The organism is Agromyces mediolanus, from assembly GCF_023715325.1.
In the GTDB taxonomy this organism is placed as follows: domain Bacteria; phylum Actinomycetota; class Actinomycetes; order Actinomycetales; family Microbacteriaceae; genus Agromyces; species Agromyces mediolanus_A.
The window spans coordinates 86,281-107,875 of sequence record NZ_JAMBNX010000005.1; the positions used below are offsets into that span (position 1 = coordinate 86,281).

19 protein-coding genes are annotated in these 21,595 nt (G+C 72.8%); 13 read left to right on the forward strand and 6 right to left on the reverse strand.

The features are described from left to right. Positions 1-50: 50 nt before the first annotated feature. The gene (locus M3147_RS10345) at positions 51-917 is read right to left on the reverse strand and encodes an AraC family transcriptional regulator (RefSeq protein WP_251203396.1); all 867 of its coding nucleotides are present in this window, start codon (positions 915-917) and stop codon (positions 51-53) included. 154 nt (positions 918-1,071) lie between these two features. On the opposite strand from M3147_RS10345, the gene M3147_RS10350 reads away from it, so the two are divergent. After that, a complete protein-coding gene (locus M3147_RS10350; RefSeq protein ID WP_251203397.1) occupies positions 1,072-1,692 on the forward strand; it encodes a class I SAM-dependent methyltransferase in 621 nt (206 codons plus the stop codon). Between the two features lie 43 nt (positions 1,693-1,735). On the opposite strand, the gene M3147_RS10355 is transcribed toward M3147_RS10350, so the two are convergent. After that, complete coding sequence (locus M3147_RS10355; protein WP_251203398.1) at positions 1,736-2,110, reverse strand: winged helix-turn-helix transcriptional regulator; 375 nt, start codon at positions 2,108-2,110, stop codon at positions 1,736-1,738. 126 nt (positions 2,111-2,236) lie between these two features. Here M3147_RS10355 and M3147_RS10360 point away from each other — a divergent pair, with 126 nt between their 5' ends. Then, on the forward strand, positions 2,237-3,100 hold the full coding sequence (locus M3147_RS10360; protein ID WP_251203399.1) for an MFS transporter: 864 nt from the start codon (positions 2,237-2,239) through the stop codon (positions 3,098-3,100). Positions 3,101-3,270: 170 nt separating this feature from the next. Here M3147_RS10360 and M3147_RS10365 read toward each other — a convergent pair whose 3' ends face one another. Continuing rightward, positions 3,271-4,182, reverse strand: coding sequence for a transposase (locus tag M3147_RS10365; protein WP_251203400.1), 912 nt, complete (start codon positions 4,180-4,182; stop codon positions 3,271-3,273). A gap of 201 nt (positions 4,183-4,383) precedes the next feature. On the opposite strand from M3147_RS10365, the gene M3147_RS10370 reads away from it, so the two are divergent. Genes M3147_RS10370 through M3147_RS10385 form a run of 4 tightly spaced genes read left to right on the forward strand, consistent with a single transcriptional unit; the run spans position 4,384 to position 6,669 of the window. Next, a complete protein-coding gene (locus M3147_RS10370) occupies positions 4,384-4,713 on the forward strand; it encodes a PadR family transcriptional regulator (RefSeq protein WP_189085403.1) in 330 nt (109 codons plus the stop codon). Between the two features lie 2 nt (positions 4,714-4,715). Continuing rightward, positions 4,716-5,084: a DUF1048 domain-containing protein gene (locus M3147_RS10375; protein WP_251203401.1), complete on the forward strand. Its 369-nt coding sequence runs from the start codon at positions 4,716-4,718 to the stop codon at positions 5,082-5,084. Next, positions 5,081-5,908, forward strand: coding sequence for an ABC transporter ATP-binding protein (locus M3147_RS10380; RefSeq protein ID WP_251203402.1), 828 nt, complete (start codon positions 5,081-5,083; stop codon positions 5,906-5,908). The genes M3147_RS10375 and M3147_RS10380 overlap by 4 nt, the downstream gene beginning before the upstream one ends. After that, positions 5,905-6,669, forward strand: a complete 765-nt coding sequence (locus M3147_RS10385; RefSeq protein ID WP_251203403.1) for an ABC transporter permease — start codon at positions 5,905-5,907, stop codon at positions 6,667-6,669. Before M3147_RS10380 ends, M3147_RS10385 begins: the two co-directional genes overlap by 4 nt. A gap of 98 nt (positions 6,670-6,767) precedes the next feature. Here M3147_RS10385 and M3147_RS10390 read toward each other — a convergent pair whose 3' ends face one another. After that, positions 6,768-7,718, reverse strand: coding sequence for a hypothetical protein (locus M3147_RS10390; RefSeq protein ID WP_251203404.1), 951 nt, complete (start codon positions 7,716-7,718; stop codon positions 6,768-6,770). Positions 7,719-7,966: 248 nt separating this feature from the next. On the opposite strand from M3147_RS10390, the gene M3147_RS10395 reads away from it, so the two are divergent. From M3147_RS10395 to M3147_RS10405, 3 genes are all read left to right on the forward strand, one after another. Then, the gene (locus M3147_RS10395; protein WP_251203405.1) at positions 7,967-11,122 is read left to right on the forward strand and encodes a DUF11 domain-containing protein; all 3,156 of its coding nucleotides are present in this window, start codon (positions 7,967-7,969) and stop codon (positions 11,120-11,122) included. 108 nt (positions 11,123-11,230) lie between these two features. Further along, positions 11,231-11,932: a FadR/GntR family transcriptional regulator gene (locus tag M3147_RS10400; RefSeq protein WP_251203406.1), complete on the forward strand. Its 702-nt coding sequence runs from the start codon at positions 11,231-11,233 to the stop codon at positions 11,930-11,932. Further along, the gene (locus M3147_RS10405) at positions 11,929-13,125 is read left to right on the forward strand and encodes a CynX/NimT family MFS transporter (RefSeq protein ID WP_251203407.1); all 1,197 of its coding nucleotides are present in this window, start codon (positions 11,929-11,931) and stop codon (positions 13,123-13,125) included. Before M3147_RS10400 ends, M3147_RS10405 begins: the two co-directional genes overlap by 4 nt. 28 nt (positions 13,126-13,153) lie before the next feature. Here the strand turns inward: M3147_RS10405 and M3147_RS10410 are convergent, their stop codons facing one another. Further along, on the reverse strand, positions 13,154-14,662 hold the full coding sequence (locus M3147_RS10410; protein ID WP_251203408.1) for a serine hydrolase domain-containing protein: 1,509 nt from the start codon (positions 14,660-14,662) through the stop codon (positions 13,154-13,156). Positions 14,663-14,750: 88 nt separating this feature from the next. Here M3147_RS10410 and M3147_RS10415 point away from each other — a divergent pair, with 88 nt between their 5' ends. The 3 genes from M3147_RS10415 to M3147_RS10425 all read left to right on the forward strand — a co-directional run bounded on the left by M3147_RS10415 (position 14,751) and on the right by M3147_RS10425 (position 19,050). Then, the gene (locus tag M3147_RS10415) at positions 14,751-15,932 is read left to right on the forward strand and encodes a sensor histidine kinase (RefSeq protein ID WP_251203409.1); all 1,182 of its coding nucleotides are present in this window, start codon (positions 14,751-14,753) and stop codon (positions 15,930-15,932) included. Next, the gene (locus tag M3147_RS10420; protein ID WP_251203410.1) at positions 15,929-16,609 is read left to right on the forward strand and encodes a response regulator; all 681 of its coding nucleotides are present in this window, start codon (positions 15,929-15,931) and stop codon (positions 16,607-16,609) included. The genes M3147_RS10415 and M3147_RS10420 overlap by 4 nt, the downstream gene beginning before the upstream one ends. Positions 16,610-16,713: 104 nt before the next feature. Next, positions 16,714-19,050, forward strand: a complete 2,337-nt coding sequence (locus tag M3147_RS10425) for an arylsulfatase (protein WP_251203411.1) — start codon at positions 16,714-16,716, stop codon at positions 19,048-19,050. Between the two features lie 100 nt (positions 19,051-19,150). Here M3147_RS10425 and M3147_RS10430 read toward each other — a convergent pair whose 3' ends face one another. Next, the gene (locus M3147_RS10430; protein ID WP_251203412.1) at positions 19,151-20,503 is read right to left on the reverse strand and encodes an FAD-binding oxidoreductase; all 1,353 of its coding nucleotides are present in this window, start codon (positions 20,501-20,503) and stop codon (positions 19,151-19,153) included. Positions 20,504-20,672: 169 nt separating this feature from the next. Between M3147_RS10430 and M3147_RS19540 the strand changes: the two genes are divergently transcribed. Further along, positions 20,673-21,545 (forward strand): CPBP family intramembrane glutamic endopeptidase, encoded by an 873-nt coding sequence (locus tag M3147_RS19540; protein ID WP_251203413.1) that lies wholly within the window; start codon positions 20,673-20,675, stop codon positions 21,543-21,545. Positions 21,546-21,595: the final 50 nt, after the last annotated feature.

Here is a 21,595-nt window from a genome sequence, read left to right on the forward strand (position 1 = left end):
CCTGAGTTGTGTGAGGGCAGTCGGGACGACGGGCACCGCCGAACCCGCACTCAGGCGCGCTCGACCGGGAGCCACAGCTCGCACGTCGCGGTGGCGAAGTCGTCCGAGCGCTCGAGCACCGCGACGATCGACGGTCCGGGTCGGAGCCGCCACGGGTTCGACGGGAACCAGTCCGTCGCCGTCGCGGCCCACGCCGTCTGCAGCGCGGCCGGGTACTCGCCGGTCACGCGGAACACCGCCCACTCGCCGGCCGGCACCTCGATCGTGTCGAGGCCGTCGGGCGTCGAGGCGGCGTCCGCGATCGCGACGCCGTGCAGGTAGGTGAGCGGTGTGCCCTCCCGGGCGTCGGGGTCCACGTCGGCGCTCACCTGGAGCAGCCCGCGCGGCTCGGTGTCGCCGAGCTGCTTCAGACGGGCGTGCTCGCTCGGCTCGATCGCGGCGATGTGGGCCTGGATGTGCGGGTTCACCCCCTCATGGATGAGCGGGACGCGCGCGGCGCGGCCGGCGAGCGTGAAGGCTGGGCGGGTGGCGATTCGGGTGTCCATCTGGGCACTCCCTTCGACGGTCAGGCGGAACCTGAGCTGTGGTTGCGTGCGAAGGGGACCGCCGTCGCGGCGCACCGCGGCGGGTGCGGCGCCGTGCACCGCCCGGAACGCCCGACCGAACGCCTCGGTCGAGCCGTAGCCGTGGCGCACGGCGATGTCGAGCAGCTCGCCGTCGCCCAGCACATCGGCCACGGCGAGGGTCATGCGCCGCCGCCGGACGTATTCCGACAGCGGCATCCCCGCCAGCGACGAGAACATCCGACGCAGGTGGTACTCGGTGGTGCCCGCCTGCCGCGCGAGCGCGGCCAGTTCGGTCGGCCCGTCGAGGGTCTGCTCGACGAGCTCGACCACACGGTTGAGGGTCGCGATCACGGTTCCTCCTTCGCCGTCCAGCCTGCTCGTCGCGCCGGCTCGGGGCCCGACTTCCGCGGTCCGGATCGATCGGATGCCGGCGCCGGCCCCCGCGCGTCGCCGCGACACGTCGATCCCGTGGGGCACAGTCTGCCAGCGCCGGTAGAGTCCTCGCGTGACGGTCGAAGCGGTCAGTGCGGCGTACGGTGCGCGGTCGGCGGAGTACGTCGAACGCTTCGGCGGCATCGACGCGGCAGCGGATGCCGATCGCCGAGCCCTGCTCGCCTGGGCGAGCGGCGTCACCGGTCCGGCGCTCGACGTGGGATGCGGCCCGGGCCAGTGGACCGCCTTCCTCGCCCGGCACGGGCTCGACATCGAGGGCGTGGACCCCACGCCGGAGTTCGTCGCCGCCGCCCGGCTGCGGCACCCGACCGAGCGGTTCCGTCTCGGACGGGCCGAAGAGCTCGGCGTCGACGACGCGAGCCTCGGCGGCATCCTGGCCTGGTTCTCCCTGATCCACACTCCCCCCGACGCCATCGACCTCGCGCTCGAGGAGTTCGCGCGAGCGCTCGCGCCCGCCGGCTCGCTCGCCCTGGGATTCTTCGAGGGTCCGGAACGCGAGTCGTTCCCGCACGCCGTGACGACCGCCTACTTCTGGCCCCTCGACGAGCTCACGGCGCGGGTGGAGGGCGTCGGGTTCACCATCACCGACGCGCAGGCCAGGACCGACCCCGGCGTGCGCAGGCAGGGGCTCATCCTCGCCCGCCGTGCCGCGCCGAGCCGGCGGGGTGCCTGACCGAACCGCTCGCCGCGCCGGCGTCGCTCGTCGACGGGCCGCGTCAGCCGCTCGGCGCCGCCCCGACCCCCGCGCGCTGCTGCGCCGCGTATTGCCCGCCCCAGCGGGTGAGCGCCTCGACGAGCGGGCCGGCGCTCTCGCCGAGCTCACTCAACCGGTACTCGACCTTCGGCGGCACCTGCTGGTACACGGTGCGCACGACGAGGCCGTCCTGTTCGAGCTCGCGCAGCTGGCGGGTGAGCACCCGGGCGGTCGGGTTGTCGAGCAGCCGGCCGAGCTCGCCGAAACGGAGCACGCCGTGCTCGGCGAGGAGGCTCAGGATGCTCGGCTTCCACGCGCCGCCCAGCACGGCGATCGAGACCTCCGCATCGCAGGACTCTGTCCACTCGCGGATGACGCGTTCGGTCTTCTCTCGCATCGGCTGCACCTCCGGGCCGCATCGGATGACTCGTCGTGATCGTGGGCGTCACAGTATCCGAACGGGTACTACGTGACGAAAATGACCGTACTTGTCACTCAGTACGGTACTCCACAGAATGGTCCAGTGACCCTCTCTCCGGCCCGTCCAGACTCCCGTTCCTCGATCCGCCGCTGGGCTGCGATGGTGCCGATGCTGCTCGGCATCCTGATCGGCTCGCTCGCGATCAGCAGTGCCGCGACGGCGCTGCCCGCGATCCGCGCGGAGCTCTCGCTCGGCGACACCGAGGCGCTCTGGCTCGTCGACAGTTACTCCCTCGCGATGGCCGCGACGCTCATCATCGCGGCGAGGATCGGCGACGCCTTCGGCCGCAAGCGGATCATCCTCATCGGGCTGGCGGGCTTCGCCATCCTGAACCTGGCCGGCGGACTCGCCACCGGTGGCGCGATGCTCATCGGGGCCCGAGCCCTGCTCGGCATCGCGGAGGCCTTCGTGATCGCGGGCGTGGTCGCCACGATCGGCGCTCGCTACGCGGGGCGGGACCGCGTCGTCGCCTACGGGCTCTGGACCGCGACCTTCGGCGTCGGCAACGCGCTCGGCCCGGTGCTCGGTGGCGCACTCGCCGAGGGCCCGGGCTGGCGGTGGCTCTTCCTCGGCAGCGTCCCGCTCGCGATCATCGCCATCGTGCTCGCGGCCTGGCTGGTGCCCGACTCCCGCAGCAGCCTGCGCCCGAGCTGGGACGTGCCGAGCATCCTCGCCTCGATGCTCGCGCTCGGCGGGCTGGTGCTGGCGCTGCACGAGGCGGTCGCCGCCCCGCTCGTCGCGATCGTCGCCGGCGCCGTCGCGGTCGCGAGCCTGGTGTTCTTCATCCTGCGGCAACGGCGGCTGCGCGAGCCGCTCATCGACGTGCGGCTGTTCGGCCTCGGCCCCGGCCGCAAATCGTCGAGCGCGGCTGGGTCGCTGAGCTCGTCGAAGCGGCTGGGTCGCTGAGCTTGTCGAAGCGCCGTTGGTTCGCTGAGCTTGTCGAAGCGCCGTTGGTTCGCTGAGCCTGTCGAAGCGGCGTTCCCTTCGACGAGCTCAGGGAACCAGGGGCCGTTCCCTTCGACGAGCTCAGGGAACCAGCGGCGTTCCCTTCGACAAGCTCAGGGAACCGGGCAAGCTCAGGGAGCCGCCGGGCCGGCCCGCAGCGCATCGACGGCGGCGCGGGCCTCGCTCGCCGCGCGGGCGGCCCGGGCGCGGTTCCGCTCGAGCGGCGGCACCGCCTGTTCCGCGCGCGCCAGCTCGCCCTCGGCGTCACAGAGCCGGCGCTCGAGCTCCCGCCGTTCGGCGAGCAGTGCGTCCCGGGTCGCGGCCGCGGCCCCGGCGGCGGCGCTCGCCGCGTCGACCAGCTCGGTGGCCTCGGCCGCGCCTCGTTCGGCGGCATCCGCCCGTGCTTCGGCGTCGGCGAGCTCCCGCTCGGCGCGCGCCCTGGCCTCCTGGTGCTTGCGCGTCCGGCGCTCGGCGAGTTCGTCCGGTGGCGCGGCCGGGCGCCGCGCGGAGGCGGGGGCGGAGCCGGCCGACGCGAGGCCGCCCGCCACGGCGCCGTCGAGGTCCACCTCGGTGCCGACCGCTTCGAGCGCCCGCACGAGCAGGCCGCTGCGCACGGCGTCGGCGGCCGAGGCATCCGTCATCGCTGCCTGCAGCGTCCCGGCGACCTCGTCGAGGACGGGCTGACGCACGGGCGCGCCGAGCTCGTCGGCGAGTGAACCCGCCTCGCGGGCGAGCGCGGTGACGACGGTGCGCCGCTGCCGGGCGAGCGTCGTGAGCGCCGCCGCGTCGAGCTCGGCCTGCGCGGCCTGGAGCTCGGCGCCGAGTTCGAGGAGCTGCTCGAGCTCGGACCAGCGGTGCCTGACCAGCTGGTTCACGAGCCAGGCGGCCGGCGCCGGACGCCGCAGCTCGGCGACGGCGGCGGCGAGCGCCGGGTCCTCCGGCTTCAGCTGCGTCACGCGCGCATTCCGGGCGGCCACGAAGTCCGCGGGGCGCTGGGCGTAGAGCTCCCCGGCGATCTCGGCCAGTGCCTCGCGATCGGCCATGCCTTCATCCTGCCCCGCCCCGTCCCCGACTTGCCCGACTTTCATGAAAGTCGGGCAAGTCGAAAAATATCTGGTATTCGGTGTTGCTAAGTACCGGTACTCAGTGTTACTTTCTAGTGGTACTCAGCAACACTGAATAGCAATCGCTGAGCACCACGCATTCCGCACCACCGAGAAGCACGAACAGAAGGGAGCATCCCGATGGGCAAGCAGATGACCGAGATGCTCAAGGGCACGCTCGAGGGCATCGTCCTCGCGATCATCGCGGTGCAGCCGGCCTACGGCTACGACATCACCGCGCGACTCCGCGAGCGCGGCTTCACCGACATCGCCGAGGGCACCATCTACGCCCTGCTCGTCAGAGTCGAGCAGCGCGGCCTCGTCGACGTCGAGAAGGTGCCCTCCGAGAAGGGCCCGCCCCGCAAGGTGTTCACCCTGAACGCCAAGGGGCACGACGAACTCGAAGAGTTCTGGAGGACGTGGAGCTTCCTCGCAGAACGTATCGAACAGCTCCACGAAGGAGAGAAGTGACCATGGCTGCCAAGTGGATCGAAGCCCTGACCGGCTCGCTCGAGCAGAAGAAGCAGTACAAGCAGACGAAGGCCCGCATCGACGCGCTGCCCGAGCCCTACCGCACCGCCGCGAACGCCTGCCACCGGTACTTCATGTACTACGGCGGCATCACCGACGGCGACACGCTCGTGCAGATGTTCGTCGACCTCGCCGACCTCTGGGAGCGCGCGGCCGTCGACGGCACGCCCGTCGCCGACATCGTCGGTGACGACCCGGTGGAGTTCGCCGAGTCGTTCGCCCAGGCGTACGGCGGCACGCAGTGGATCGACAAGGAGCGGGCGCGTCTCGTCAAGGACATGGATCAGGCGAAGCGAGGTGACCGGAAATGAGCGACACCGCCATCAGCGTTCGAGGCATCGAGAAGTCCTTCAAGGACGTGCACGTCCTCCGCGGCGTCGACTTCGACGTCGAGCGAGGCAGCATCTTCGCCTTGCTCGGCTCGAACGGCGCGGGCAAGACGACGCTCGTGCGCATCCTCTCCACCCTCCTGAAGGCCGACGCCGGCGCGGCGACGGTGCAGGGCCACGACGTGGCCCGCGCACCCGGCGAGGTGCGCGAGTCGATCAGCCTCACGGGGCAGTTCGCCGCGGTCGACGAGGTGCTGAGCGGGCGGGAGAACCTCGTGCTCGTCGCGAAGCTCCGGCACGTGAAGGACCCCGTCGCCGTGGCCGACGAGCTGCTCGCGCGGTTCTCGCTCACCGAGGCGGGCGACCGCCGGGCGGCGACCTACTCGGGTGGCATGCGCCGTCGGCTCGACATCGCGATGAGCCTCATCGGGAAGCCGAGGATCATCTTCCTCGACGAGCCCACGACCGGGCTCGACCCGCAGGCGCGCATCGACGTGTGGCGCACGGTGAAGCAGCTCGCCGAGGGCGGCACGACCGTGCTGCTCACCACGCAGTACCTCGACGAGGCCGAGCAGCTCGCCGACCGCATCGCGATCCTGCACCGCGGCACCATCATCCAGAACGGCACCCTGGCCGAGCTCAAGCAGCTCCTCCCGCCCGCCGAGATCGAGTACGTCGAGAAGCAGCCCTCCCTCGAGGACGTCTTCCTGGCGCTCGTCGGCGAGACGGGCGAGGCCGAGTCCGAGTCCGGCGCGACCGGCGAGCCGGGCGACGCGGATGCCTCGACACGAAAGGAAGCACGATGACCACCCACGCCATCGCCGACACCGGCGTGCTCACCGGGCGCTCGCTGCGCCACATCCTCCGCAGTCCCGACACGATCATCACGACCGCGGTCACCCCGATCGCGCTCATGCTGCTCTTCGTATACGTGCTCGGCGGGGCGATCAACACCGGATCCGACGAGTCGTACATCAACTACCTGCTGCCGGGCATCCTCCTCATCACGATCGCCTCGGGCGTGGCGTACACCTCGTACCGGCTGTTCCTCGATCTGCAGGGCGGCATCTTCGACCGCTTCCAGTCGATGCCGATCGCCCGGTCGAGCGTGCTCTGGGCGCATGTGCTCACCTCGGTGGTGGCGAACCTCGTGTCCGTCGCGATCGTCGTGGGCGTGGCCCTGATCATGGAGTTCCGCACCGGGGCGTCGGTCGGGGCCTGGCTCGGCATCGCCGGCATCCTGATCCTCTTCATCCTGGCGCTCACGTGGCTCGCCGTGGTGGCGGGGCTCTCGGCGAAGTCGGTCGACGGCGCGAGCGCCTTCAGCTACCCGCTGATCTTCCTGCCGTTCATCAGCTCGGCGTTCGTGCCGACCGACTCGATGCCCGGGCCGGTGGCGTGGTTCGCCGAGAACCAGCCGGTGACCTCGATCGTGAACACGATCCGGGCGCTGTTCGCGGGCCAGCCCGTCGGCGGAGAGATCTGGATCGCCCTCGCCTGGCTGGTCGGCATCCTGGTGGTCGCCTACGGCTTCGCGATCGCGATCTACCGGAAGAAGCTCAGCTGAACCGCCCCAACCCCGAGTTGCCCGACTTTCATGAAAGTCGGGCAACTCGGCGTTGGGTCGGCGGGGCGTAGCGGTCGTCGAGCGGGCGGGCGGATGCCTCAGCGGCGCGTGAGCGCGGCGGGCTCCGCCCAGCGCAGCACCCGGAGCGCGCGCAGCGTGTTCCAGCGGCTCGGCTGCCCCTCGGGCACCTCGACGACGTAGCCGCGCAGCGTCGGTCGTTGCGGCCCGGCCGGCCAGCGGCCGTCGGGCAGGCGCTGGGCGAGCAGCAGTTCGAGCGCCGGGGCGAGCCGCTCGTCGGGCGCCCCGCCATTCAGCCGGAAGTGCTCGAGCGCGCGCAGCACGTCGTAGAACCAGTACATCGGGAACGCGAACGTCGCGTACTGCGGGTTCGCGAGCTCGCCGGTCGCCCGGCGGCGGAACAGGTTCCGCTCGAGCAGATACTCCTCGCCCGTGCGCACGGCGTCGGCGATCGAGGCATCCGCAGACCCCGTCGCCCGCTGGTACGCGCGCAGCCCCTCGAGCGCGCAGAGCGTGCTGTCGAAGGAGGAGCGCACGGACTCTTCGACGGGGTCGCAGTTCCAGCCGCCGTCGCTGAGGCGCTGGCCGAGCAGGCGGTCGACCAGGCGGTCGGATGCCTCGTCGAGCACCCCGAAGTACGCGGCGTAGGCCAGCACGCCGCCGTTCACGCGCTCCTCGACCTCGCCGGCGAAGAACGGCCGCCCGCCGTCCTCCTCGGGCCAGCGCACCCCCTCGCGCACCCGTTCGATCGCGGCGCGAACCTCGGGCGCCTCGGGGTCGACGCCGAACCGCAGCAGCACGTGCAGCGTCCACATCACGCTGTCGCGCTCGCGTTGCGGCCCGTAGGTGAAGCCGCCCCAGTACCCGCGCTCGTCCTGCAGCTCCAGGATGCGCGCGGCGAGGCCTTCGCGCGTCGCGAGCGCCCGCTCGGCGGCGACGAGATCGGGCGGCGAGTCGAGCAGATCTCGCTGCACCTGCCAGCGGATCGCCGGGTCGGCGTGCAGCAACCAGTCGATGACGTCCTCGTCCATGCGGGCGATGATGCCACCGACCACCGACGCCCGCATCGCCCGGAGGAAAACTCAGGTACTGCCGCGCGGGCGGCGGGCTACCGAGGAGTGCGGCAGGACTACCGAACCGGCGTCGCCCGCCACGCAAGGGGCGTCCCGGGGCGACCGGGAATCCGCGGGGATCGGCGGCCGGGCCGCGGCAGCGGGGGAGAGTGATCGTGGCGCCCAGCGCCATACCCGATTGCCCATTACCCGAATTGCGATGAATCATGTCTCGAACCCGATCCATCTGGGCTGCCGCCGTCACCGCGCTGCTCGCCCTCGTCCTCGGGCTGCTGAACCCAGCAGCAGCCTTCGCCGGTAACGACGGCATGCTGAACACCGCCCTCACCGCGAAGAACGCCGCCGTGTACTCCGGCGACGCGCTCGTGTACGAGGCGCAGCTCAGCTGTTCCGACCCGGCGGACTGCACCGACGTCACCCTGCACTTCTCGAAGCCGGTCGGCGTCAAGCCCGGCGCGAAAGGCACCGTCACCAAGCCGTACCCGCCGGGGGTCAGCTCGGTCACTGCCAACGAGGACGGCACCGTCGACGTCGCCTACTCCGCCACCGCGGCCGGGCTCGTGTCGCAGCTGACGATCTCCTGGCCGACCGAGAACCTGACCACGCTGCCCGGCGACCAGACCACGACGATGACTGTCACCCAGCCCGGGCAGCCCGATGTCGCACGTGAGGCGACGATCGCGCTGCTCGCCGGCAGCGAGATCCGACTGCGGAAGTCGGGCGCGGCCACCACGCTGCCCGATCAGGCCTACACCTACAACCTGGACCTGGGGCTCTCGTATCTCGACCCGGTCAACAAGCACGGCGGCCTCACCTTCACCGACGCGCTGCTCGTCGATCCGCTTCCCGACGGCGCAGTCTTCGTGAGCGCCAACGGCGGCGGGGTCTACGACGCGCAGACCCACACCGTCACGTGGCAGATCGGGAACTTCGGCGCCGGCGACCAGCGGCAGGTGACGGTCACCTTCCCCGCCCCCGCCGACGGCGGCGAGGCCGAGTACCTGAACACCGCCACCCTCAGCGGCCTGCAGCTCGGCGCGAGCGAGCGCACGAGCGTCGACTCGAGCTCGCCGGTGACGGTGCGCGCCGACGCGGCGGACTACCGGGTGACCGCGGAGAAGCACGGGACGCCGTTCATCACCGACGGCGTGCAGCACTTCGAGATCATCGTCACCAACCGCAGCAACGTGGCCGCCGACATCCGCGTCACCGACCCCATCCCCGACGGCGTCGTCGTGACCTCCGTCGACCGCGGCTACTACGGGGCCTCGCCCGGCAGCACCATCGAGTTCGGCTACGCCGACGGCACCACGAGCGGCCCGCTCGACTTCGACGTTCCGAGCGTCGCCGTGCCCGGCGGTGCGCCGCGGGTCACCACGGTCACCGTCGTCTTCCACCAGCTGCCGGTCAACCGGACGGCCAGCGTCTACCTCTACACCGTGGCGGACTGGGAGGCGATCGGCGACCGCACCAGCCTGACCAACTGCGCCACGATCGAGACCATCGCGACCGGCGAGGAGCAGCAGGAGTGCGCGCGGATCGAGGTGTCCCCGGTGCCGGTGCCCTCGCCGGGCATCGGCAAGGCCGCCGACCAGACTCCGGTCGGTCCGGGCGGCACGATGACCTGGACCCTCTCGATCACGAACTCGGACAACAACCCGACCCCGCTCATGCCCGTCGTCTACGACAACATCCCGAACCAGCTGGAGTACGTGCCCGGCTCGCTCCGGCTGACGCCGGGCGCGGGGGACTACTGCCTGCCGGCCGCGGACTTCGACGAGGAGATCCTCGACGGATGGAACGCCGATCACGGCCTCCAGTACGACGACCGCCGGGCCGTGACCGTGCGGTGGACCTACACGGGCACCGCCGGGCTCGTGATCCCGCCGTGGCGGCCCGCGTGCGCGTACGAGTACGACACCGTCGTGAAGCCCGGCATCGTGAGCGGCTCGTACACCGGGAACAGCGACTCCGGCAGCTTCCGGGGCAACGATGCGACCATCTTCGACCGCGATCGCCGGATCCCCGCCTCGCCCTACGCCTGGCTGAACGATCTCTACGACATGGACGGCGACGGCGACACGACCGAAGAGGCGCCGCGCGTCGCCGCCGACTTCTCGGTCGCGGACTCGGCGGCGGCGTGGATCGAGAAGCACGTCACCGGCGACCAGGACGGCGGCCACTGGTTCGACTCCGCCGAGAAGCAGGGCAAGCGGGCCGAGGTCGGCACCTCGACCCCCGGCGGCACGGTCTCCTACCGGGTGCGGCTCGGCAACCTCGGCAACCGCGATCTGACGAAGCTCGTCGCCTACGACCTGCTGCCGCTCCCGGACAACCACGGCATCACGAACGGCCGCTACGCGCAGGACCCGCCGGGACGGGGCAACGAGTGGACGCCGAGCATGACCGGCCCCATCGAGAACCCCGCCCCCGACTCGCTCAGGATCACCTACTCCGTGAAGGCCGACCCGTGCCGCCCGGAGATGGACAACTCGGACGAGCACTCGGCGTCGTTCTTCTGCGACGGCCAGCAGGATCTGTCCTGGCAGACGGCCGAGGAGGTGGCCGACTGGTCGCAGATCCGCGCCATCCGCTTCGACTTCGGCGACCAGGTCTTCTCCGGCGGCGAGTTCGTCGACCTGGAGTGGACGATGGCCGCGCCGACCGCGCTCGCGGACGGCTCGCCGATCGTCGGTGGCGAGCGAACCTGGAACCGGATCGCGCTGGACTCGGTGCAGGCCGCCGACGGCTCGCCGATGCTGGCGGCCGAGGCGCCGTGGGTCGTCGACCGGATGGCCGTCCCCGCGGCGCCGACGGCACCCGCGGTCTCGATCGAGAAGTGGTCCACTGCGGACGGGTTCCCCGTGGGCGACTTCGACACCGCTCCCGGCAAGGGGGTCGCCGTCGGCGCGGCGACCGCGATCACGATGACGATCACGAACACCGGCGCCGAGGCGCTGCGCGAGGTGACGGTCGCCGACGGGACGCTCGACGGCCCGGCGATGACCGGGCTGAGCTGCGACTTCTCGCCGCTGGGCGGGCCGTCGTCCGGCACGAGCTGGGCGGGACCGTTCGAGGCGGGAGACGCCTTCGAGTGCACCGGCGAGGTGCCCGGGCTCGACGCGGGGGCCGCGCACGCGGACCGCGCGGCGGTCACCGGGATCGGCGTCGTCACGGGCGCGCAGGTGGAGGATGCCGACGACTGGCACGCGACGGCGTCGGAGCACGCCGCCCCGACGCCGCCGTCCAGCGGGCCGGGCGCACTCGCGCACACCGGCATCGCGCTCGGCGGGATCGGGCTCGCGGTCGCCGCGCTGCTGTTCGGCCTCGTGCTCGCCCGTCGCCGCCGCGCCCGCCCGTAGCGGCTCGCACCGGGTCGGTCCCGCCCTTCGGCGGGGCCGACCTCGTGGCGTTTCCAGCGCCGAGCGCATTTGTCCAACATTTGGCTCAATTCGGGGTAGGCTGGGCTGGTGCCAACGGTCTCCCACAACACCCCGCTCTCGGCGCAGCTGGCCGACGAGCTCCGCCGCCGCATCGCCGAGGGCGAATACGCGGTCGGCGCGCTCCTGCCGACCGAGGTCGAGCTCGCCGCCGAGTTCGCGGTGAGCCGCAACAGCCTGCGCGAGGCGATCCGCTCGCTCGTGCACGCCGGGCTGCTCGGCGCCCGCGCCGGCTACGGCACCTTCGTCGTCGCCGCCAGCGACGTCGCCCCGGCGCTCGCCCGACGCCTCGACCACGACCGGGCCGAGGACGTCGCCGAGGTGCGCCTCCTCCTCGAGCGCGAGGGTGCCCGGCTCGCGGCGCAGCGAGCCGGCGAAGCCGAGCACCGCGCGATCCTCGACGCGCTCGCCGCGCGCACCGCCGCCCAGACCGTCACCGAGTACGCCGACGCCGATGTGCGCTTCCACCGCGCGGTGCAGGATGCCTCGGGCAACGCGCTGCTCGCCGAGCTCTATCGCGGCGTCGGCGGCAACGAACAGGCCCTCGCCCCCCTCACCGGCCCCGAGGTCGATCTCGCCGCCCAGCGCGCCGCCTTCGGGCACGTCGACGACGCCCACGCCGAACTCGCCGAGGCCATCGTCGCCGGCGACGCCGAGGTGGCCGCCGCCGCCGCCGAACGCATGGTCCGGCTGGCCCACGAGCAGACCGGCTTCCCCGGGAACGCCCGGTGAGCGGCTCCGCCCGCGCCCTCAGCCCCGCCCTGGTGCTCGCCGGGCTCCTGCTCGTCGCGGCGAACCTCCGCGCCGGCATCACCACCGTCGGGCCGGTGCTCGGCGAGCTGCAGCACGACCTCGGGCTGGCCTCGCTCGAGGCATCCGTGCTCATCAGCCTGCCGCTCGTCGCCTTCGCCGTCGTCTCGCCGATCGCTCCGGCCATCGCGAGCCGGATCGGCCTCGAACGCTCCCTCGGCATCGCGCTGGCGGCCCTCGCCGTCGGGCTCGTGGTGCGATCGCTGCCCGGCCTCGCGCTGCTGTGGATCGGCACCGCCCTGCTCGGCGTCGCCATCGCCGTGCTGAACGTGGTGCTGCCCGCCGTCGTGAAACGCGACTTCCCGAAGCGCATCGGCCAGGTGACCGGCACCTACTCGGCCGTGCAGGCCGCCTTCGCCGCACTCGCCGCGGGCGTCGCCGTGCCCGTCGCCGGCGCCTCCGCCCTCGGCTGGCGACTGCCGCTCGGCATGTGGGCCGGCCTCGCGCTCATCGCCATCGCCGTGATGCTGCCGCAGTTCCGGCGCACCACGCACCTCTCGGCCCAGGATCTCGCCGATGCGGAGCACCCGGATCTCGCGGGCCTGCGCTCGCCCTGGCGTTCCGCGATCGGCTGGCAGGTGACCGCGTTCATGGGTTTGCAGTCGCTCGGCTTCTACGTGCTGATCACCTGGCTCCCCTCGATCGAGGCCTCGGCCGGCATCGACCGGGCGTCGGCGGGCCTGCATCAACTCCTGCTCAACGGGGCCGGCATCGTGGGCAGCCTCGCCGCCTCGGCGCTCATCCCGAGACTCCGCGACCAGCGCTGGCTCGCAGCCGGCAGCTCGGCGCTCTTCCTCGGCTCGGTGCTCGGCGTGCTCGTCGCGCCGGCCCTGGCCGCGGTCTGGGCGATCGTCGCCGGCATCGCGGGCGGGTCCAACATCGTGATCGCGCTGAGCTCGTTCGGCCTGCGCACCAGCCATCACGCGCAGGCGGCGACCCTCTCGGGCATGGCGCAGTCGGTCGGCTACACGCTCGCCGCCGCCGGCCCGATCGCCGTCGGCCTGATGCACGACGTGACCGGATCGTGGACGCCGCCCCTGCTCGTGCTCGCCGGGCTCGTGTGCCTGACGGTCGTATTCGGCTACCTGGCCGGGCGGGACCGCGTGCTCCGCTGATCGGGCGGGCGGGCGGGCGGCGGAACGCTCAGCGGGCTGCCGCCCGACGGCGGGCCCGGGCGTAGCTCGCGGCGCGGCACACGAGGGCCGCGAGCCCGAACCCGACGCACACCAGGCCGAGGATCGCGGCCATCGGCAGCAGCCACAGCGTCACCACCCAGTTCGTGACGAGCCCGGTGTTCGCGTTCATCAGCATCGGCAGCAGCGCCCCGCCGACGACGATCGCCGCGATCGGGAGCAGCCGCAGCACCACGAGCGGCCGCCTCGCGAACACCCGGCGCCGGGCCCAGCGCGGCGCCCGCACGATCGCCAGGATCAGCAGGATGCCGATCACGATCGTGAGCGCGAGCAGCACGGCGTTCAGCGCGGTGAACGGGTTCTCGATCGGCAGCACCGGGTCGCCCGTGACCGTCGCGAGGAGGTTGGCCGACAGCTCGCCCGGCGAACCGGCCGCATTCGTCAGCACGACGACGGCGGTGCCGTCGCCGGGGGCGAAGACCACGTCGCCCGTCCAGGTCGCGAGCGTGCCGCCGTGGCCGACGAGGGGAACACCGGAGGGCGTGCGGCGATCCTGCCAGCCGAGCGCGTAGCCGTCGCTCCCGGCGGTCGCCTGGTGCAGGGTCGCGAGCGAGTCCGCGCCGAGCAGTCCGATCGTCGCGCCGGTGTTGAAGCGCATCCAGCGCACGAGGTCGTCGAGGGTCGAGATCACCCCGCCGTTCCCGGCGCACAGCCCGGGCATCTCCGGCACGTCGACGGCGAATCCGAGCACGACCTCGTAGCCGTCGGCCACGCCGGGGACCTCGTCGGAGCAGCCCTCGGTGGCGAGCGTGTCCGTCATGCCCAGCGGGGCGAACAGCTCCGTCTCGAGGAACTCGTCGAACGGCTGCCCCGCGACCACCTCGACGAGGCGCGCGGCGATCGCGTAGTTCGTGTTGTGGTACTCGAACTGCGAGCCCGGGTCCCACGCGAGGTGCCGATTCGCCAGCCGTGCGACCGCTTCCTCGGCGCTTCCGGCCGGCGGCAGCGCGTACTCGTCGTTGGTGCGGATCGAGAGCCCCGAGCGGTGCTGGAGCAGCTGCCGCACAGTGATCTCGCCGGCGCGGGGATCGTCGAGCCGGAACTCGGGCAGCAGCTGCGCCACCGGGTCGTCGAGCCCGAACTCGCCGCGCTCGACGAGGAGCATCACCGCGGTCGCCGTCATCGACTTGCTGATCGAGGCGATCCGGAACGGGGTGCTCGCACTCACCTCCCGCCCCTCGCCGTCCTGCCCGCTCGTCACGCGCTCGACCCCGGTGTCCGTGATGATCGCGGCGGCGGCCCCCGGGGTGCCGTACACGGCGCGGTAGTCCTCGACGAGCTGGGTGGGGGAGGGAGCGGATGCCTCGGGCGAGCCGTTCGACGCGAGTGCGGCCGGGGCGGCCCCGGCGGCGCCGGCGGCCCCGGCGGCGCCGACGGCGAGCAGTAGCCCGGCGACGGTCGCGGCGGCGAGCCTGCGCGGGCGGGAATGGGCGGATCTGCGGGGGAGAGGCCGATGCATGCCAGGAACGGTATGCACCGCGAGCGGGCGCGACATCACCCCGCGGGATGAGGCGGGCATCCGCCGATCGTGGGATCGTTGCGGCAGCATGCATCCCGATCCCGCGTCCGCCGCCCACCCCGCCGCGCAGCCCGGCCGGGGGTGGCGGCGTGCCGCGCTCGTGGGCCACCTCGTGCTGGCTCCGGCCTCGGTCGCGGTGATCGTGCTGATCGCCGCCAGCGGCGGCGGCACCTGGCTCGTCGGCGCGACCGTCGCGGTCACCGTGGCACTGCACGTCGCGGTCGGGCTCGCGGGTCGGTTCCCCGACGCCGGCTTCGCCCTCTCCGCCGCGGCCATGGTCGCGCTCGTCCTGCTCCCCATGCCCGGCTGGTCGCCGAGCCTGCTGCCCTCGGCCGGCTGCTTCCTCCTCGTCCTCTGGCGCGAGGCGGAACTCGGTGCGCGCACCCGGCGGCTCGTCGCGCTCGCCGTCGGCCTCCTCGGCGTCGTGCTCGCGGAGCTCGTCGCCGTCCGACGCTCGGTCGACGTGGAGCCCACGTGGATGCGGCTGACCGAAGGGGTGCTGCTCGCCGGCACCGTCGTCGGCATCTGGTTGGCGGCCATCGCGGCCACCCGGAGACGCGAGCGCGCGGCATCCGCCCAGGCCGCCCGCATCGACGAGGCCCGCCGGGCCGAGCGGGCCGGCATCCGCAGCGACCTGCACGACGTCATCGCCCACTCGCTCACCGTGATGATCGCGCGAGCCGAGGCGGCGGCGCTCGCGACCGTCGACCCGGGCGCCGAGACCGAGCTGCTCGAGATCGCCGAGTCGGGCCGTGATGCGCTCGACGGCCTGCGGGCGATGCTCGCGGTGCTCGACGCCGACCCGGGCGCGACGTCGGGACTGCCGCTGTCGCTCGAGGCCCTGCCGACGATGGTCGCCGCGGCCTCCACCTCCCTGCACACGGTCGAGCTCGTCGAGGAGGGCGAGCGCCGGACGCTCTCGCTGCGGGCCGAGCTCGCGCTGGTGCGCCTCGTGCAGGAGGCGATCACGAATGCGCTGCGGCACGTGCAGCCCCCGCTCGCCGTGCGGGTGCGCCTCCGCTGGGAGGCGGACCGGGTCGGCGTGGTAGTGCAGGACGACGGCGGGAGCGGGCCGCGCCGGGCGCGCGGCTCGGGCTCCGGGCTGTCCGGGGTGCGCGAGCGAGTGCTCGCGGCGGACGGGACGTTCGAGGTGACGGAGGACGGCGGATGGCGGCTCGAAGCGATGCTCCCGGTGCGGGAGAGACGATGAGACCGGTGCGGGTGCTGCTGGCGGAGGACCAGGCGATGCTGCGCGGGGCGCTGCGTGCGCTGCTCGAGGCCGACCCGGAGATCGAGGTCGCCTTCGACGTGGGCGACGGCGCGGCCGCCGTCGAACTCGTGCGCGCGCACCGCATCGACGTGGTGCTGATGGACCTGCGGATGCCTCGTCTCGACGGCGTGCGCGCCACCGCCGAGATCACTCGGCTCGCGCCGACCACCCGGGTGCTGGTGCTCACCACCTTCGATGCCGACGAACTCGTAGTCGCCGCGATCCGTGCGGGTGCGTGCGGCTACGTCACGAAGGACATCCGCCCGGCCGCGCTCCGACAGGCGGTGCTCGACGTCGCCGACGGCAGCGCGGCGCTCGCTCCCGGGGTGGCCGAGAAGGTGATCGGGCTGCTGCGGCGAGCGCCCGTGGCGGACCCCGACGCGCTGGCCCCGCTCACCGCGCGGGAGCGGGAGATCTTCGGGCTCATCGTCGCCGGGCGCTCGAACGACGAGATCGGCGCCACGCTGCACCTCACGAGGAACACCGTGAAGACGCACGTGCGGGCCGTGCTCGGCAAGCTCGGCCTCCGCGACCGGGTGCACGCCGTGATCTACGCCTACGAGCACGGGGTCGCCCCCCGCGACGGGCTCTTGAGTTCCCCTCGCGTCTCGCCCTAGGCTGCGATCGGGCGCGCGACGGCGGCGAACACGCCGCCGGATCCGGGGGGATGCGGTCGGCAGCGTCTGCCGCGACGGCGCGGCACCGCGGAGTCGAGGTCGACATGACGGGCAAGCGCACATCGGTCATCGGGGAGGCGCTGCCGACGGCACGCACGCTGCCGTTCCCGCCGAAGGCCTCCGGCAGCACCGCGGGGCGGACCCTGCAGGAGTCCACCTATGCGCCGAAGCCGCCCGAGCGACGGCTGCCTGCCGACGCACCGAACGTGCTCGTCATCCTCATCGACGATGCCGGACCCGCGCTGCCGAAGCCGCTCGGCGGCCTCGTCGAGACGCCGACGCTCGCGCGCATCCGTGCGGGCGGCATCGGCTTCAACCGCTTCCACACGACCGCGATGTGCTCGCCGACGCGCGCCTCCCTGCTCACGGGGCGCAACCATCACCGGGTCGGCAACGGGCAGATCGCCGAGCTCGCCAACGACTGGGACGGCTACTCCGGGCACATCCCGAAGTCGAGCGCGACGATGGCCGAGGTGCTGCGCCAGTACGGCTACTCGACCGCGGCCTGGGGAAAGTGGCACAACACCCCCGCGGAGGAGACGACCGCGGCCGGCCCCTACGACCGCTGGCCGACCGGCTACGGCTTCGAGTACTTCTACGGGTTCCTCGCGGGCGAGGCCTCCCAGTACGAGCCCAACCTCGTGCGGAACACGACGACCGTGCTGCCGCCCCGCTCGCCCGAGGAGGGGTATCACCTGAGCGAGGACCTCGCCGACGACGCGATGCGCTGGCTCCGCGACCACAAGGCCAACGCGCCCGACCAGCCCTTCTACCTGTACTGGGCGACCGGGGCCATCCACGGTCCGCACCACATCATGAAGGAGTGGGCCGACAAGTACGCCGGCGCGTTCGACGACGGCTGGGACGCCTACCGGGAGGAGGCGTTCGCCGGGGCGAAGGCGGCCGGCTGGATCCCCGACTCCGCCGAGCTCACCCCGAGGCCCGAGAACCTGCAGGGCTGGGACGAGATCCCCGAGCACCAGAAGCCCTTCCAGCGGCGGCTCATGGAGATCGCCGCCGGCTTCGGCGAGCACGCCGACGTGCAGGCCGGCCGGCTCATCGACGAGCTCGACCGGCTCGGCTACCTCGACGACACGATCATCGTCTACATCTGGGGCGACAACGGCTCGTCGGGAGAGGGGCAGAACGGCACGATCAGCGAGCTGCTCGCGCAGAACATGATCCCGACGACCATCGACCAGCACCTCGCCGCGCTGGAGGAGCTCGGCGGCCTCGACGCGCTCGGCACCCCGGCCACCGACAACCAGTACCACGCGGCGTGGGCCTGGGCCGGGTCGACGCCCTACCAGGGCATGAAGCTCATGGCCTCGCATCTCGGCGGCACGCGGAACCCCATGTTCGTGCAGTGGCCGGGCAGGATCGCGCCGGATGCCTCGCCGCGCACGCAGTTCCACCACGTCATCGACCTCGTGCCGACGATCTACGAGATCATCGGCATCCAGCCGCCGGAGACGGTGAACGGCATCCCGCAGATCCCGATCGACGGTACGAGCTTCGCGTACGCGATCGACGACGCGGCCGCGGAGGGGCGGCACCGGGTGCAGTACTTCGAGATCATGGGCAGCCGCTCGATCTACGCCGACGGCTGGCTCGCCTCGGCGACGGGACCCCGGCTGCCCTGGGTGCCGGGCGCCCCTCCCGGCATCGCGACGTGGACGCCCGACGCCGACCCGTGGGAGCTCTACCACCTCGACGAGGACTGGAGCCAGGCGCGCGACCTCGCCGCCGAGCACCCCGACAAGCTCGCGCAGCTGAAGGAGCTCTTCGCGATCGAGGCGGCGCGGAACGAGGTGCTGCCGATCGGCGGCGGACTCTGGGTTCCCGTCTACCACCCCGAGTACCGGCTCGGCCCGGCGTACACCGAGTGGGAGCTCTCGGGGGACACCGTGCGAATTCCCGAGTTCTGCGCGCCCGCCCTCGGCAACACGCCGAACCTCGTCACCATCCGGGCCACGCTCCCCGAGCGCGCGAACGGCGTGCTCTACAAGCTCGGCGGGGCGGGCGGCGGTCTCACGGTCTACCTGATCGACGGGGTGCTGCACTACGAGTACAACCTCTTCCTCGTGCAGCGGACGATCATCGCGACACCCTCCGCGCTGCCCGCCGGTGAGACGACGATCGAGATCGAGACGGCCTACGTCGAGCGCCGGCCGGGCGGCCCGCTCTCGGTCGTGCTGCGGGTCGACGGCGAGGAGGCCGCGAGCGGGACGGTGCCGGTGAGCGCCCCGCTGCTCTTCTCGGCGAACGACTGCCTCGACGTCGGGCGTGCCTACGGCGGCGCGGTGTCGCGGGCGTACGCCGAGCGGATGCCGTTCGCCTTCGACGGCACGATCGACGCCGTGCACATCGCCTACCGCTGAGTCGGGCCGGGCTCGGTGGGGCCGGAGCCGGTGCGGTGCCGGTGGGGCAGGAGCCGGTGCGGTGCCGGTGGGGCAGGACCCGGCCCGGCCCGGCCGCGGCTCAGGCGAAGACGCGGTTGCCCCGGAAACGGCCCTCCGGGTCGAGCCGGCGCCGCACGGCGTCGGCCCGTTCGACGTCGGCACGGTCGTACGCGCCGAGGTAGCTCGGCTCGCCCTCGAGGAACGTCGCGAAGGTGCGCTCGGTGACCCGTTCGCCGAGCGCCGCCGCGATCGCGGCGAACCCCGCCTGCACCGCGGGCTCGATGCCCGGAACCGCGACCGCGCGGGCGCTCACGACGTGCGAGTGCGGCACGGCCCCGGCGATCGCCGGCCGCTCGGGCGCCTCGGCCAGCGCACCGCCGAGCCCGCGGAACTCGATCATCATGACCGCCTGCGCCGCGGGCGACTGCCAGGTCTCGAGCAGGGCGTCGAGTGCGGCCGCGTCGAGGTCGGCGAAGCGGCCCCAGCCGTAGCCCGCGCTCGGGTCGGTCGGTTCGTCGGCCACGACCGCGAGCTGTTCGATGCCGATCGGGGCGATCGTGTCGAGCTGCACGGCGCCGGCGGCCCGCACCGGTGCGAGCACCGACTCGAGGGTGTCGGCACCGTCGGTCGAGACGGCCTGGACGGTCACGATGGTGCGCCCGCGGAGCTCGGCGGGAACGGCTTCGACGTCGGGCAGCCGCATCGCCCCCGCGTGCAGGGCGACCTCGCGCGGGGCTGCGGCCTGGGCGGCGAGCGCCGCATGCAGCACGGGCGCGAGATCGGCTCCGTCGAAGGCCAGCCGGCCGCCGACGAGCTCGCGGGCGGGATACAGCTCGAGCTCGATCGCGGTCACGACGCCGACGGCGCCGCCCGCGCCGCGGAGGCTCCACAGCAGCTCCGGGTCGTCTTCGTCGCGCACCCAGCGGTGCTCGCCGTCGGCGGTGAGCAGCTCGACGGCGATGAGCGAGGCGGAGCCCTGCCCGTGCTCGCGACTGAACCAGGAGTGCCCGCCGGCGAGGAGGAACGGCACCGTGTGCACCACACGGTTGGAGCCCGAGAGGGCGACGAGCCCGGTGCCCTCGAGCCCCTCGAGCACGCGGCCCCACCCGACTCCCGCCCCGACGCGCGCCACCCGCCGCTCGGCGTCGACCTCGACCGAGTCGAAGGCGGCGGTGCGCACGAGCACGGCGCCCTCGAGCGAGCCCGAGGCGCCGTGGCCGCCGGGCTGCACGGCGAGCTGCAGGCCGTCGGCGCGCGCCGCCTCGAGGAGGTCGCGGAGCTCGTCGACGTCGCGCGGGCTCGCCACCGCGGCGGGGCGCTGGTCGACCGCTCGGTTCCACGGCGCACGTGCCTCGTCGTAGGCAGGATCTTCGGGGAGGACGAGCCGCTCGCCGAGTCGTGCGGCGAGGGCGGTGAGTGCCGTCGAGGTCATAGCGCGACGGTAGCGGGGCCCGCCGACATCCACCATCTCCGGCTGGAGCGGAGTTCCTGCGCGCCGTGCTTCCGCGCCGGTCATCCGCTCCGCTACCTTCTGAACACCGACCTCGACCCCGTCGCGCCGTCGGCGCGAGCCGCTCGGGGACCTGCCGAGAGGACTCCCCGTGACCGCCGCCCCGACGCCCGCCGTCCCCGAGCGCGGCTGGCGCGCCTTCTGGAACCGCGGCGGGTGGTGGAAGGCGGCCCTGGTGGTCGTCGGGTATCTCGGCGTCTACCAGCTGCTGCCGCTCCTGCTGCTGCCGCTCACCCGGCCGATGATGGACGAGGACCTGTTCGCCACGCCGGGGAGCGTCTTCGCCGGGCTGGTCCTGCCCGTCGTGCTCGGCTCGATCGTGCTGCTCGCGTTCGCCTGGTCGCTCGGCTGGCTGCCGCGCCCGCTCTTCGGCCGGCAGCCGGTGCGCGGCCGCTGGTGGATGTGGTCGGCCCCGGTCCTCGTGCTGATCCCCGTCGCGCTGCGGCTGTTCGGCATCGACTACGCCGAGTACTCGGCGGGTGTCATCGTGATGACGTTCGTCGCCGGTCTCTTCATCGGCCTCTCCGAGGAGCTCGTGACGCGGGGATTCGTCGTGACCCTGATGCGCAAGGCGGGGCACGGCGAGTGGGCCGTCGCCGCGGTCTCGGCGCTGCTCTTCGCGCTCATGCACACGGTGAACGCACTCACCGGCCAGGCGATCACGACCGTCGGCTTCACCCTGCTCTACACCTTCGCCTTCGGCATCCTGATGTACCTGACGATGCGGGTGACCGGCAGCATCGTCTGGGCGATGGTGCTGCACGGCCTCACCGACCCGACCACCTTCCTCGCGAGCGGCGGGGTCGACGAGGTCGGCGGCGGCGCGGAGCACCCGCTGTTGGCGCTGGCCGGGCCGGCGACGATCGTGCTGATCGTGGGCGCGCTCGTGCTGCTGATCTTCATCCGCGGCCGGGCGAACCCGCGGCCGGCCCGGATCGCGGACGACGCGGCGCCCGCGCAGTGACCCCCCAACCGAGTTGCCCGACTTTCATGAAAGTCGGGCAAGTCCGGTTT